The organism is Tenacibaculum sp. AHE14PA, from assembly GCF_019278465.1.
In the GTDB taxonomy this organism is placed as follows: Bacteria; Bacteroidota; Bacteroidia; order Flavobacteriales; family Flavobacteriaceae; genus Polaribacter; species Polaribacter bernardetii.
This window is the reverse complement of record NZ_CP058983.1, coordinates 2,805,238-2,820,326: the sequence shown is the minus strand read 5'-3', so window position 1 is coordinate 2,820,326 and position 15,089 is coordinate 2,805,238. Positions and strand designations below refer to the sequence as shown.

6 tRNA genes and 7 rRNA genes are annotated in these 15,089 nt (G+C 42.9%); all 13 read right to left on the bottom strand.

Features of this window, described 5'->3' with window-relative positions:
* Positions 1-243: 243 nt before the first annotated feature.
* The 13 genes from H0I30_RS13000 to H0I30_RS12940 all read right to left on the bottom strand — a co-directional run bounded on the left by H0I30_RS13000 (position 244) and on the right by H0I30_RS12940 (position 14,910).
* A tRNA-Ala gene (locus H0I30_RS13000) sits at positions 244-317 on the bottom strand.
* 85 nt (positions 318-402) lie between these two features.
* Positions 403-476 (bottom strand) — tRNA-Ile (locus H0I30_RS12995).
* 81 nt (positions 477-557) lie between these two features.
* Positions 558-2,075: ribosomal RNA gene (locus H0I30_RS12990) — 16S ribosomal RNA — on the bottom strand.
* A 1,366-nt stretch (positions 2,076-3,441) separates the two neighbouring features.
* A 5S ribosomal RNA gene (rrf, locus tag H0I30_RS12985) occupies positions 3,442-3,550 on the bottom strand.
* 99 nt (positions 3,551-3,649) lie between these two features.
* Positions 3,650-6,534: ribosomal RNA gene (locus H0I30_RS12980) — 23S ribosomal RNA — on the bottom strand.
* Positions 6,535-6,757: 223 nt separating this feature from the next.
* Positions 6,758-6,831, bottom strand: a tRNA-Ala gene (locus H0I30_RS12975).
* A gap of 85 nt (positions 6,832-6,916) precedes the next feature.
* A tRNA-Ile gene (locus tag H0I30_RS12970) sits at positions 6,917-6,990 on the bottom strand.
* A gap of 81 nt (positions 6,991-7,071) precedes the next feature.
* A 16S ribosomal RNA gene (locus H0I30_RS12965) occupies positions 7,072-8,589 on the bottom strand.
* Positions 8,590-9,755: 1,166 nt separating this feature from the next.
* Positions 9,756-9,864 (bottom strand): 5S ribosomal RNA (gene rrf / locus H0I30_RS12960).
* Between the two features lie 99 nt (positions 9,865-9,963).
* A 23S ribosomal RNA gene (locus H0I30_RS12955) occupies positions 9,964-12,848 on the bottom strand.
* Between the two features lie 223 nt (positions 12,849-13,071).
* Positions 13,072-13,148, bottom strand: a tRNA-Ala gene (locus H0I30_RS12950).
* 89 nt (positions 13,149-13,237) lie between these two features.
* Positions 13,238-13,311, bottom strand: a tRNA-Ile gene (locus tag H0I30_RS12945).
* A gap of 81 nt (positions 13,312-13,392) precedes the next feature.
* Positions 13,393-14,910, bottom strand: a 16S ribosomal RNA gene (locus H0I30_RS12940).
* The 16S, 23S and 5S rRNA genes sit together here with 6 tRNA genes alongside, the layout of an rRNA operon.
* Between the last annotated feature and the right edge of the window lie 179 nt (positions 14,911-15,089).

Sequence of the window (15,089 nt, the reverse complement as noted above, 5' to 3'; positions counted from 1 at the left end):
CGCCCTTATTTAGCTTATTGTACTTTTTGCTCTAAATATCTCTATTTAGAACGAGCTCTTTATAATTATTTTTATAAAAAATATTGTGTTAATCTTTCAATTAACTCTCTATCTTGATTTCTTTACGATATCATTTTACCAATATGTCAATGAACATGGCGAATCGCCATTGATAAGTATTTTATCAACTTAAATTCTGCAATACTCTTGGAATAAATTTAATTATCCCTAGGCATTGCCTAGTGGAGAATATCGGAGTCGAACCGATGACCTCTTGCGTGCAAGGCAAGCGCTCTAGCCAACTGAGCTAATCCCCCATTATTAAACTCTAGATTACTATCCAGATTTGAATGTCGAATCCTCTTGTTTCCAGAATTTCCTTTCTAATAACTTGCCTTTTTGTAGTCTCAGGCAGACTCGAACTGCCGACCTCTACATTATCAGTGTAGCGCTCTAACCAGCTGAGCTATGAGACTATAATAGCTTGTTATTAGTGTATTTTAAAATTAACAGCAAAGAGTAAAATTTCCCTTTTGTAACTCACCATCTTTCTCTAGAAAGGAGGTGTTCCAGCCGCACCTTCCGGTACGGCTACCTTGTTACGACTTAGCCCTAGTTACCAGTTTTACCCTAGGTCGCTCCTCTCGGTAACGAACTTCAGGCACCCCCAGCTTCCATGGCTTGACGGGCGGTGTGTACAAGGCCCGGGAACGTATTCACCGGATCATGGCTGATATCCGATTACTAGCGATTCCAGCTTCACGGAGTCGAGTTGCAGACTCCGATCCGAACTGTGATATGGTTTATAGATTCGCTCCTATTCGCATAGTGGCTGCTCATTGTCCATACCATTGTAGCACGTGTGTAGCCCAGGACGTAAGGGCCGTGATGATTTGACGTCATCCCCACCTTCCTCACGGTTTGCACCGGCAGTCTCGCTAGAGTCCTCAGCATTACCTGTTAGCAACTAACAATAGGGGTTGCGCTCGTTATAGGACTTAACCTGACACCTCACGGCACGAGCTGACGACAACCATGCAGCACCTTGTAAATTGCCCGAAGGAAAAACTATCTCTAGTCCTGTCAATCTACATTTAAGCCCTGGTAAGGTTCCTCGCGTATCATCGAATTAAACCACATGCTCCACCGCTTGTGCGGGCCCCCGTCAATTCCTTTGAGTTTCAGTCTTGCGACCGTACTCCCCAGGTGGGATACTTATCACTTTCGCTTAGTCACTGAGTCGAAACCCAACAACTAGTATCCATCGTTTACGGCGTGGACTACCAGGGTATCTAATCCTGTTCGCTCCCCACGCTTTCGTCCATGAGCGTCAGTATATACGTAGTAGACTGCCTTCGCAATCGGTATTCTAAGTAATATCTATGCATTTCACCGCTACACTACTTATTCTATCTACTTCCGTATAACTCAAGTCAACCAGTATCAAAGGCAGTTCCATCGTTGAGCGATGGGCTTTCACCTCTGACTTAATTGACCGCCTGCGGACCCTTTAAACCCAATGATTCCGGATAACGCTTGGACCCTCCGTATTACCGCGGCTGCTGGCACGGAGTTAGCCGGTCCTTATTCTTACAGTACCGTCAAGGTGCTACACGTAGCACGGTTTCTTCCTGTATAAAAGCAGTTTACAACCCATAGGGCAGTCATCCTGCACGCGGCATGGCTGGTTCAGAGTTGCCTCCATTGACCAATATTCCTCACTGCTGCCTCCCGTAGGAGTCTGGTCCGTGTCTCAGTACCAGTGTGGGGGATAATCCTCTCAGACCCCCTACCTATCGTTGCCATGGTAAGCCGTTACCTTACCATCTAGCTAATAGGACGCATAGTCATCTTGTACCTATAAATATTTAATATAAAAGAGATGCCTCTTCTATACATTATGGAGTGTTAATCTTCATTTCTAAAGGCTATCCTCCTGTACAAGGCAGATTCTATACGCGTTACGCACCCGTTCGCCGGTCGTCATCTGTGCAAGCACAATGTTACCCCTCGACTTGCATGTGTTAAGCCTGCCGCTAGCGTTCATCCTGAGCCAGGATCAAACTCTTCATTGTATATTTTAAATAATATTAATGAATAAGTTTCAAAAGAATTTGTTCTAACGAATTAGAACGTGGTTATTCTACTCTTTGTTTACGCTGTCAATTTCAATATTTTCAATGAACTTTTAGGGTATCGCACTCACGCTGTAAAACACTCGTTATAAATCCTAATTTTGTAGAAACGCTAGATTCGAACTAACTGATTTTTATTACCAAATCATTCCAAAATTTCTCTGATCGTTTCGCTTTCTTAAAGCGGTTGCAAATCTATAAACTTTTCTAAAACTGACAAAACTTTTTGAAGCTTTTTTTTTAAGTTATTTTCGCAACATTTTAATGAACTATTTACCCTAAATCGGACTGCAAAGATACTCTCTTTAATCTGTACTAAACAAGTAATATTTAACTTATTTTTTACACTTTATTAAAACTATCTTAACCAGTATTTTTTAGGAACTTTTAAAGCATCTCACTCATGCTCTGTAGCACTCGTTTTTCCCTTAGCGGGTGCAAATATAGATTCCTTTTTCAACATAACAACTACCTTTCTATCCTTTTCTTTTAAGTATTTTTTTTAGCCCTGTTTCTTAAACACTTAACTCTAATATTAACCCCATATTTTATTGATTTGTTAATGAATTACTCTTGGTTAGTTACTGAAACTAGCTTAAGTTAATAGTATATCGGTGACTTTCTTACTTGTGTAAACTATAAATCAACCACTATTATGCTCTTTTTTACTTCGCTGATATTTGAAAACTGTAGTAAAATTATATTTATTATTCTGAAGAGCTACTTAATAATGGTAATAATAATCTTATATACTATTTAAAAAAGTTTGTTTTAACATCAATAAAAAATTTAAGTATAGATTTTTTGTTTTCTTCTAGCCTATTTTAACTATATACTCTTTTCTAATTCCTTGAAATATTATCGTAGTATATCGCTTTCTGTTTATTCTTATTTTTTAAAGAATATAGGTAGCTTATTTTTCACCTTCTTTTAAGTCTATATTCTAATTTAATCTCGATAATATACCCTCTAAAATCATTTTTATTCGATATTGCTCATTCATAAATTACAATCAATATTTTTATTACTCTTTCTTCTAATAAATCTTCATTTTACGTCTCTGGTGATTATCAAGATACTTATAATCCTTTTTTTTAGTACATAATTGTACTGCATAAGTTTGGGATACTTAATAGTACTTCATTCTTTTTATTTTCTATGAAATATCTTGAATTTAGGATTAATAAAATTATATAAGCTTTATTTATAATATAAGAAGAAGGGTAATTATGTTAAAAGCACTATTTTTCATTTGAGTTTAGAGCAAAAAAAAAACCTCAATCTAAATATAGATTGAGGTTTAAAAGAAAGGCAACGACCTACTCTCCCACCATTGGCAGTACCATCGGCGCAAATGGGCTTAACTTCTCTGTTCGGGATGGAAAGAGGTGAGCCCCATTGCGATAATCACCTTAAATCGTTCAGTATATTGCAACTGTATAAGTTAACATATTAGTAAAATCATATCGTAAATTATCAAAAGAGTTTGCGTCCCGACCCGAAAGTCGGGAACTATACATAAGCCTATGGGTTATTAGTAATACTCGGCTATGACATTACTGCCTTTACACCTGTATCCTATCAACGTGGTAATCTTCCACGACCCTTTAAAGAAATCTCATCTTGTGGTGGGTTTCGCGCTTATATGCTTTCAGCGCTTATCCCTTCCCAACGTAGCTACTCTGCAGTGCTCCTGGCGGAACAACAGATACACCAGAGGTTAGTTCAACTCGGTCCTCTCGTACTAAAGTCAAATCCACTCAAATTTCTAACGCCCACAGCAGATAGAGACCGAACTGTCTCACGACGTTCTGAACCCAGCTCGCGTGCCACTTTAATGGGCGAACAGCCCAACCCTTGGGACCTTCTCCAGCCCCAGGATGTGACGAGCCGACATCGAGGTGCCAAACCCCCCCGTCGATGTGAGCTCTTGGGGGAGATCAGCCTGTTATCCCCGGAGTACCTTTTATCCTTTGAGCGATGGCCCTTCCATGCGGAACCACCGGATCACTATGCTCTACTTTCGTACCTGATCGACCTGTATGTCTCTCAGTCAAGCTCCCTTATGCCATTGCACTCTACGCACGGTTACCAAACGTGCTGAGGGAACCTTTAGAAGCCTCCGTTACTCTTTTGGAGGCGACCACCCCAGTCAAACTACCCACCACGCACTGTTCTCATTGCTGAGTTAGACTCTAGATAAGCAAAGGGTGGTATTTCAAGGACAACTCCACAACGCCTAGCGACGCCGCTTCATAGTCTCCCACCTATCCTACACATTACTTATCCAAAACCAATACGAAGCTATAGTAAAGGTTCACGGGGTCTTTTCGTCCCGCTGCGGGTAATCGGCATCTTCACCGATACTACAATTTCACCGAGCTCATGGCTGAGACAGTGTCCAGATCGTTGCACCATTCGTGCAGGTCGGAACTTACCCGACAAGGAATTTCGCTACCTTAGGACCGTTATAGTTACGGCCGCCGTTTACTGGGGCTTCATTTCATTGCTTCGCCAAAGGCTAACAACTCCACTTAACCTTCCAGCACCGGGCAGGTGTCAGGCCTTATACATCATCTTTCAATTTAGCAAAGCCCTGTGTTTTTGATAAACAGTCGCCTGGACCTTTTCACTGCGGCCCATCCGAAGATGGGCGACCCTTCTCCCGAAGTTACGGGTCGATTTTGCCTAGTTCCTTAGCCATGAATCACTCGAGCACCTTAGAATTCTCATCCCAACTACCTGTGTCGGTTTACGGTACGGGTTCTTATAATCTGAAGCTTAGAGGTTTTTCTTGGAAGCTTTTAGGCACACTATCAACGCATCCGAAGATTTGTTGTACTATCACACTTCAGCTAGATCTGCGGATTTACCTACAGTCCTAATACCTACATGTTTCAACGAACTATTCCGTCAGTTCGCGGTGCTTTCAATACTCCGTCACCCCATCGCAATTATAAGAAGTACAGGAATATTAACCTGTTATCCATCGACTACTCCCTTCGGATTCGCCTTAGGACCCGACTAACCCTCAGCTGATTAGCATCGCTGAGGAAACCTTAGTCTTTCGGTGAGGGGGTTTCTCGCCCCCTTTATCGTTACTTATGCCTACATTTTCTTTTCTATCCGCTCCAGCATACCTTACAGTACACCTTCGGCGCAAATAGAATGCTCCCCTACCACTTACGTGTCTTTCAACGTAAATCCATAGCTTCGGTAATATGTTTATGCCCGATTATTATCCATGCAAAACCGCTCGACTAGTGAGCTGTTACGCACTCTTTAAATGAATGGCTGCTTCCAAGCCAACATCCTAGCTGTCTAAGCAGTTTCACCTCGTTAGTTCAACTTAACATATATTTGGGGACCTTAGCTGATGGTCTGGGTTCTTTCCCTCTCGGACATGGACCTTAGCACCCATGCCCTCACTGCTGAGTAACATTTTATAGCATTCGGAGTTTGTCAGGAATTGGTAGGCGGTGAAGCCCCCGCATCCAATCAGTAGCTCTACCTCTATAAAATTTTCGCTCAACGCTGCACCTAAATGCATTTCGGGGAGTACGAGCTATTTCCGAGTTTGATTGGCCTTTCACCCCTACCCACAGGTCATCCAAAGACTTTTCAACGTCAACTGGTTCGGTCCTCCACTGTATGTTACTACAGCTTCAACCTGCCCATGGGTAGATCACTCGGTTTCGCGTCTACTACTACTAACTATGGTCGCCCTATTCAGACTCGCTTTCGCTTCGGCTCCGGACCTTAAATCCTTAACCTTGCTAGTAACAGTAACTCGTAGGCTCATTATGCAAAAGGCACGCCGTCACACAGTAAATGTGCTCCGACCGCTTGTAGGCGTACGGTTTCAGGTTCTATTTCACTCCCTTACTTAGGGTTCTTTTCACCTTTCCCTCACGGTACTAGTTCACTATCGGTCTTTCAGGAGTATTTAGCCTTACCGGATGGTCCCGGTGGATTCATACAGGATTACTCGTGTCCCGCACTACTCAGGGTACTGCTATATCTTCTTCGCTTACCTATACGAGACTATCACTCTCTTCGGTTTGTCTTTCCAGACAATTCTAGTTCACTTAGATTCTAATGTCGCAGCCCTACAACCCCAATACTGCCGTAACAGTATTGGTTTGGGCTAATCCGCGTTCGCTCGCCACTACTAACGGAATCACTATTGTTTTCTCTTCCTCCGGTTACTTAGATGTTTCAGTTCACCGGGTTTGCCCCTCTTACGAGGTGATATGTCTTCAACATACCGGGTTGCCCCATTCGGAAATTAACGGATCATAAAATATGTGCTTCTCCCCGTTACTTATCGCAGCTTATCGCGTCCTTCATCGCCTCTGAAAGCCTAGGCATCCGCCATACGCCCTTATTTAGCTTATTGTACTTTTTGCTCTAAATATCTCTATTTAGAACGAGCTCTTTATAATTATTTTTATAAAAAATATTGTGTTAATCTTTCAATTAACTCTCTATCTTGATTTCTTTACGATATCATTTTACCAATATGTCAATGAACATGGCGAATCGCCATTGATAAGTATTTTATCAACTTAAATTCTGCAATACTCTTGGAATAAATTTAATTATCCCTAGGCATTGCCTAGTGGAGAATATCGGAGTCGAACCGATGACCTCTTGCGTGCAAGGCAAGCGCTCTAGCCAACTGAGCTAATCCCCCATTATTAAACTCTAGATTACTATCCAGATTTGAATGTCGAATCCTCTTGTTTCCAGAATTTCCTTTCTAATAACTTGCCTTTTTGTAGTCTCAGGCAGACTCGAACTGCCGACCTCTACATTATCAGTGTAGCGCTCTAACCAGCTGAGCTATGAGACTATAATAGCTTGTTATTAGTGTATTTTAAAATTAACAGCAAAGAGTAAAATTTCCCTTTTGTAACTCACCATCTTTCTCTAGAAAGGAGGTGTTCCAGCCGCACCTTCCGGTACGGCTACCTTGTTACGACTTAGCCCTAGTTACCAGTTTTACCCTAGGTCGCTCCTCTCGGTAACGAACTTCAGGCACCCCCAGCTTCCATGGCTTGACGGGCGGTGTGTACAAGGCCCGGGAACGTATTCACCGGATCATGGCTGATATCCGATTACTAGCGATTCCAGCTTCACGGAGTCGAGTTGCAGACTCCGATCCGAACTGTGATATGGTTTATAGATTCGCTCCTATTCGCATAGTGGCTGCTCATTGTCCATACCATTGTAGCACGTGTGTAGCCCAGGACGTAAGGGCCGTGATGATTTGACGTCATCCCCACCTTCCTCACGGTTTGCACCGGCAGTCTCGCTAGAGTCCTCAGCATTACCTGTTAGCAACTAACAATAGGGGTTGCGCTCGTTATAGGACTTAACCTGACACCTCACGGCACGAGCTGACGACAACCATGCAGCACCTTGTAAATTGCCCGAAGGAAAAACTATCTCTAGTCCTGTCAATCTACATTTAAGCCCTGGTAAGGTTCCTCGCGTATCATCGAATTAAACCACATGCTCCACCGCTTGTGCGGGCCCCCGTCAATTCCTTTGAGTTTCAGTCTTGCGACCGTACTCCCCAGGTGGGATACTTATCACTTTCGCTTAGTCACTGAGTCGAAACCCAACAACTAGTATCCATCGTTTACGGCGTGGACTACCAGGGTATCTAATCCTGTTCGCTCCCCACGCTTTCGTCCATGAGCGTCAGTATATACGTAGTAGACTGCCTTCGCAATCGGTATTCTAAGTAATATCTATGCATTTCACCGCTACACTACTTATTCTATCTACTTCCGTATAACTCAAGTCAACCAGTATCAAAGGCAGTTCCATCGTTGAGCGATGGGCTTTCACCTCTGACTTAATTGACCGCCTGCGGACCCTTTAAACCCAATGATTCCGGATAACGCTTGGACCCTCCGTATTACCGCGGCTGCTGGCACGGAGTTAGCCGGTCCTTATTCTTACAGTACCGTCAAGGTGCTACACGTAGCACGGTTTCTTCCTGTATAAAAGCAGTTTACAACCCATAGGGCAGTCATCCTGCACGCGGCATGGCTGGTTCAGAGTTGCCTCCATTGACCAATATTCCTCACTGCTGCCTCCCGTAGGAGTCTGGTCCGTGTCTCAGTACCAGTGTGGGGGATAATCCTCTCAGACCCCCTACCTATCGTTGCCATGGTAAGCCGTTACCTTACCATCTAGCTAATAGGACGCATAGTCATCTTGTACCTATAAATATTTAATATAAAAGAGATGCCTCTTCTATACATTATGGAGTGTTAATCTTCATTTCTAAAGGCTATCCTCCTGTACAAGGCAGATTCTATACGCGTTACGCACCCGTTCGCCGGTCGTCATCTGTGCAAGCACAATGTTACCCCTCGACTTGCATGTGTTAAGCCTGCCGCTAGCGTTCATCCTGAGCCAGGATCAAACTCTTCATTGTATATTTTAAATAATATTAATGAATAAGTTTCAAAAGAATTTGTTCTAACGAATTAGAACGTGGTTATTCTACTCTTTGTTTACGCTGTCAATTTCAATATTTTCAATGAACTTTTAGGGTATCGCACTCATGCTGTAAAACACTCGTTATAAATCCTAATTTTGTAGAAACGCTAGATTCGAACTAACTGATTTTTATTACCAAATCATTCCAAAATTTCTCTGATCGTTTCGCTTTCTTAAAGCGGTTGCAAATCTATAAACTTTTCTAAAACTGACAAAACTTTTTGAAGCTTTTTTTAAGTTTATTTTTACAACATTTTAATGAACTACTTACCTTAAATCGGACTGCAAAGATACTCTCTTTAATCTGTACTAAACAAGTAATATTTAACTTATTTTTTACACTTTATTAAAACTATCTTAACCAGTATTTTTTATGACCTTTTAAAGCATCTCACTCATGCTCTGTAGCACTCGTTTTCCCCTTAGCGGGTGCAAATATAGATTCCTTTTTCAACATAACAACTACCTTTTTATCCTTTTCTTTTAAGTATTTTTTTTTACCCTGTTCCTTAAACACTTAACTCTAATATTAATCCCATATTTTAGTAGTGTACTATTGATTACTAACTAAAACTAGCTTAAGTTGATAGTGTATTCGCTTATTTTTCAACTTATGTATACTATAAACTATTCACTATTATGCTCTTTTTTACTTCGCTGATGATTATAAATTATAATAGCACCATGCTAATTTTTCTGAATATTGACTTAATTATAATAGCAGTACTCTTATATACTATTTAAAAAAGTTTGTTTTAAACTCTATAAAGCTTTTGATCAAAAATATTTGATCCTCTTTTTATTCATTTTTCCTTTCCGTATGAGCTCTTTTTGTGATTATAGTATATTCTTTTTTTATTTGAATAATCTATACTCTTATATAGCAGTAATTAACTCGTTTTAAAAACATTTTCTAGGAATTATCTTTGCTTAAAAAAGTGTTTTTTCAATAAGTATTAAGACTGGTTGACCTTTGATGAATTGATAATCTTTTAATTTTACTCTTCACCTTTTACCCTCATACCTTTGCCCATTTTTCTTATTTTTCATTTGAGTTTAGAGCAAAAAAAAACCTCAATCTATAAAGATTGAGGTTTAAAAGAAAGGCAACGACCTACTCTCCCACCATTGGCAGTACCATCGGCGCAAATGGGCTTAACTTCTCTGTTCGGGATGGAAAGAGGTGAGCCCCATTGCGATAATCACCTTAAATCGTTCAGTATATTGCAACTGTATAAGTTAACATATTAGTAAAATCATATCGTAAATTATCAAAAGAGTTTGCGTCCCGACCCGAAAGTCGGGAACTATACATAAGCCTATGGGTTATTAGTAATACTCGGCTATGACATTACTGCCTTTACACCTGTATCCTATCAACGTGGTAATCTTCCACGACCCTTTAAAGAAATCTCATCTTGTGGTGGGTTTCGCGCTTATATGCTTTCAGCGCTTATCCCTTCCCAACGTAGCTACTCTGCAGTGCTCCTGGCGGAACAACAGATACACCAGAGGTTAGTTCAACTCGGTCCTCTCGTACTAAAGTCAAATCCACTCAAATTTCTAACGCCCACAGCAGATAGAGACCGAACTGTCTCACGACGTTCTGAACCCAGCTCGCGTGCCACTTTAATGGGCGAACAGCCCAACCCTTGGGACCTTCTCCAGCCCCAGGATGTGACGAGCCGACATCGAGGTGCCAAACCCCCCCGTCGATGTGAGCTCTTGGGGGAGATCAGCCTGTTATCCCCGGAGTACCTTTTATCCTTTGAGCGATGGCCCTTCCATGCGGAACCACCGGATCACTATGCTCTACTTTCGTACCTGATCGACCTGTATGTCTCTCAGTCAAGCTCCCTTATGCCATTGCACTCTACGCACGGTTACCAAACGTGCTGAGGGAACCTTTAGAAGCCTCCGTTACTCTTTTGGAGGCGACCACCCCAGTCAAACTACCCACCACGCACTGTTCTCATTGCTGAGTTAGACTCTAGATAAGCAAAGGGTGGTATTTCAAGGACAACTCCACAACGCCTAGCGACGCCGCTTCATAGTCTCCCACCTATCCTACACATTACTTATCCAAAACCAATACGAAGCTATAGTAAAGGTTCACGGGGTCTTTTCGTCCCGCTGCGGGTAATCGGCATCTTCACCGATACTACAATTTCACCGAGCTCATGGCTGAGACAGTGTCCAGATCGTTGCACCATTCGTGCAGGTCGGAACTTACCCGACAAGGAATTTCGCTACCTTAGGACCGTTATAGTTACGGCCGCCGTTTACTGGGGCTTCATTTCATTGCTTCGCCAAAGGCTAACAACTCCACTTAACCTTCCAGCACCGGGCAGGTGTCAGGCCTTATACATCATCTTTCAATTTAGCAAAGCCCTGTGTTTTTGATAAACAGTCGCCTGGACCTTTTCACTGCGGCCCATCCGAAGATGGGCGACCCTTCTCCCGAAGTTACGGGTCGATTTTGCCTAGTTCCTTAGCCATGAATCACTCGAGCACCTTAGAATTCTCATCCCAACTACCTGTGTCGGTTTACGGTACGGGTTCTTATAATCTGAAGCTTAGAGGTTTTTCTTGGAAGCTTTTAGGCACACTATCAACGCATCCGAAGATTTGTTGTACTATCACACTTCAGCTAGATCTGCGGATTTACCTACAGTCCTAATACCTACATGTTTCAACGAACTATTCCGTCAGTTCGCGGTGCTTTCAATACTCCGTCACCCCATCGCAATTATAAGAAGTACAGGAATATTAACCTGTTATCCATCGACTACTCCCTTCGGATTCGCCTTAGGACCCGACTAACCCTCAGCTGATTAGCATCGCTGAGGAAACCTTAGTCTTTCGGTGAGGGGGTTTCTCGCCCCCTTTATCGTTACTTATGCCTACATTTTCTTTTCTATCCGCTCCAGCATACCTTACAGTACACCTTCGGCGCAAATAGAATGCTCCCCTACCACTTACGTGTCTTTCAACGTAAATCCATAGCTTCGGTAATATGTTTATGCCCGATTATTATCCATGCAAAACCGCTCGACTAGTGAGCTGTTACGCACTCTTTAAATGAATGGCTGCTTCCAAGCCAACATCCTAGCTGTCTAAGCAGTTTCACCTCGTTAGTTCAACTTAACATATATTTGGGGACCTTAGCTGATGGTCTGGGTTCTTTCCCTCTCGGACATGGACCTTAGCACCCATGCCCTCACTGCTGAGTAACATTTTATAGCATTCGGAGTTTGTCAGGAATTGGTAGGCGGTGAAGCCCCCGCATCCAATCAGTAGCTCTACCTCTATAAAATTTTCGCTCAACGCTGCACCTAAATGCATTTCGGGGAGTACGAGCTATTTCCGAGTTTGATTGGCCTTTCACCCCTACCCACAGGTCATCCAAAGACTTTTCAACGTCAACTGGTTCGGTCCTCCACTGTATGTTACTACAGCTTCAACCTGCCCATGGGTAGATCACTCGGTTTCGCGTCTACTACTACTAACTATGGTCGCCCTATTCAGACTCGCTTTCGCTTCGGCTCCGGACCTTAAATCCTTAACCTTGCTAGTAACAGTAACTCGTAGGCTCATTATGCAAAAGGCACGCCGTCACACAGTAAATGTGCTCCGACCGCTTGTAGGCGTACGGTTTCAGGTTCTATTTCACTCCCTTACTTAGGGTTCTTTTCACCTTTCCCTCACGGTACTAGTTCACTATCGGTCTTTCAGGAGTATTTAGCCTTACCGGATGGTCCCGGTGGATTCATACAGGATTACTCGTGTCCCGCACTACTCAGGGTACTGCTATATCTTCTTCGCTTACCTATACGAGACTATCACTCTCTTCGGTTTGTCTTTCCAGACAATTCTAGTTCACTTAGATTCTAATGTCGCAGCCCTACAACCCCAATACTGCCGTAACAGTATTGGTTTGGGCTAATCCGCGTTCGCTCGCCACTACTAACGGAATCACTATTGTTTTCTCTTCCTCCGGTTACTTAGATGTTTCAGTTCACCGGGTTTGCCCCTCTTACGAGGTGATATGTCTTCAACATACCGGGTTGCCCCATTCGGAAATTAACGGATCATAAAATATGTGCTTCTCCCCGTTACTTATCGCAGCTTATCGCGTCCTTCATCGCCTCTGAAAGCCTAGGCATCCGCCATACGCCCTTATTTAGCTTATTGTACTTTTTGCTCTAAATATCTCTATTTAGAACGAGCTCTTTATAATTATTTTTATAAAAAATATTGTGTTAATCTTTCAATTAACTCTCTATCTTGATTTCTTTACGATATCATTTTACCAATATGTCAATGAACGTCGCGAATCGCGACTGATAAGTATTTTATCAGCTGGATTCACATAACACTCTGAAACAATTATTTAAAATTGCCTCCAGGTGCTACCTGGTGGAGAATATCGGAGTCGAACCGATGACCTCTTGCGTGCAAGGCAAGCGCTCTAGCCAACTGAGCTAATCCCCCATTACTAGTAGTTAGTAAGTAGTGATTTGTAATTAAATCATTAATTACGTCAACTTCTAGAATTTCCTTTCTAATAACTTGCCTTTTTGTAGTCTCAGGCAGACTCGAACTGCCGACCTCTACATTATCAGTGTAGCGCTCTAACCAGCTGAGCTATGAGACTATAATAGCTTGTTATTAGTATATTTTAAAATTAACAGCAAAGAGTAAAAATTCCCTTTTGTAACTCACCATCTTTCTCTAGAAAGGAGGTGTTCCAGCCGCACCTTCCGGTACGGCTACCTTGTTACGACTTAGCCCTAGTTACCAGTTTTACCCTAGGTCGCTCCTCTCGGTAACGAACTTCAGGCACCCCCAGCTTCCATGGCTTGACGGGCGGTGTGTACAAGGCCCGGGAACGTATTCACCGGATCATGGCTGATATCCGATTACTAGCGATTCCAGCTTCACGGAGTCGAGTTGCAGACTCCGATCCGAACTGTGATATGGTTTATAGATTCGCTCCTATTCGCATAGTGGCTGCTCATTGTCCATACCATTGTAGCACGTGTGTAGCCCAGGACGTAAGGGCCGTGATGATTTGACGTCATCCCCACCTTCCTCACGGTTTGCACCGGCAGTCTCGCTAGAGTCCTCAGCATTACCTGTTAGCAACTAACAATAGGGGTTGCGCTCGTTATAGGACTTAACCTGACACCTCACGGCACGAGCTGACGACAACCATGCAGCACCTTGTAAATTGCCCGAAGGAAAAACTATCTCTAGTCCTGTCAATCTACATTTAAGCCCTGGTAAGGTTCCTCGCGTATCATCGAATTAAACCACATGCTCCACCGCTTGTGCGGGCCCCCGTCAATTCCTTTGAGTTTCAGTCTTGCGACCGTACTCCCCAGGTGGGATACTTATCACTTTCGCTTAGTCACTGAGTCGAAACCCAACAACTAGTATCCATCGTTTACGGCGTGGACTACCAGGGTATCTAATCCTGTTCGCTCCCCACGCTTTCGTCCATGAGCGTCAGTATATACGTAGTAGACTGCCTTCGCAATCGGTATTCTAAGTAATATCTATGCATTTCACCGCTACACTACTTATTCTATCTACTTCCGTATAACTCAAGTCAACCAGTATCAAAGGCAGTTCCATCGTTGAGCGATGGGCTTTCACCTCTGACTTAATTGACCGCCTGCGGACCCTTTAAACCCAATGATTCCGGATAACGCTTGGACCCTCCGTATTACCGCGGCTGCTGGCACGGAGTTAGCCGGTCCTTATTCTTACAGTACCGTCAAGGTGCTACACGTAGCACGGTTTCTTCCTGTATAAAAGCAGTTTACAACCCATAGGGCAGTCATCCTGCACGCGGCATGGCTGGTTCAGAGTTGCCTCCATTGACCAATATTCCTCACTGCTGCCTCCCGTAGGAGTCTGGTCCGTGTCTCAGTACCAGTGTGGGGGATAATCCTCTCAGACCCCCTACCTATCGTTGCCATGGTAAGCCGTTACCTTACCATCTAGCTAATAGGACGCATAGTCATCTTGTACCTATAAATATTTAATATAAAAGAGATGCCTCTTCTATACATTATGGAGTGTTAATCTTCATTTCTAAAGGCTATCCTCCTGTACAAGGCAGATTCTATACGCGTTACGCACCCGTTCGCCGGTCGTCATCTGTGCAAGCACAATGTTACCCCTCGACTTGCATGTGTTAAGCCTGCCGCTAGCGTTCATCCTGAGCCAGGATCAAACTCTTCATTGTATATTTTAAATAATATTAATGAATAAGTTTCAAAAGAATTTGTTCTAACGAATTAGAACGTGGTTATTCTACTCTTTATTTACGCTGTCAATCTCAATATTTTCAATGAACTTGGCGAGTCGCCAATGACAAGTATTACCTCACCTCTTTAACTCAACCTTCTTGTAGAAATGCTAGAT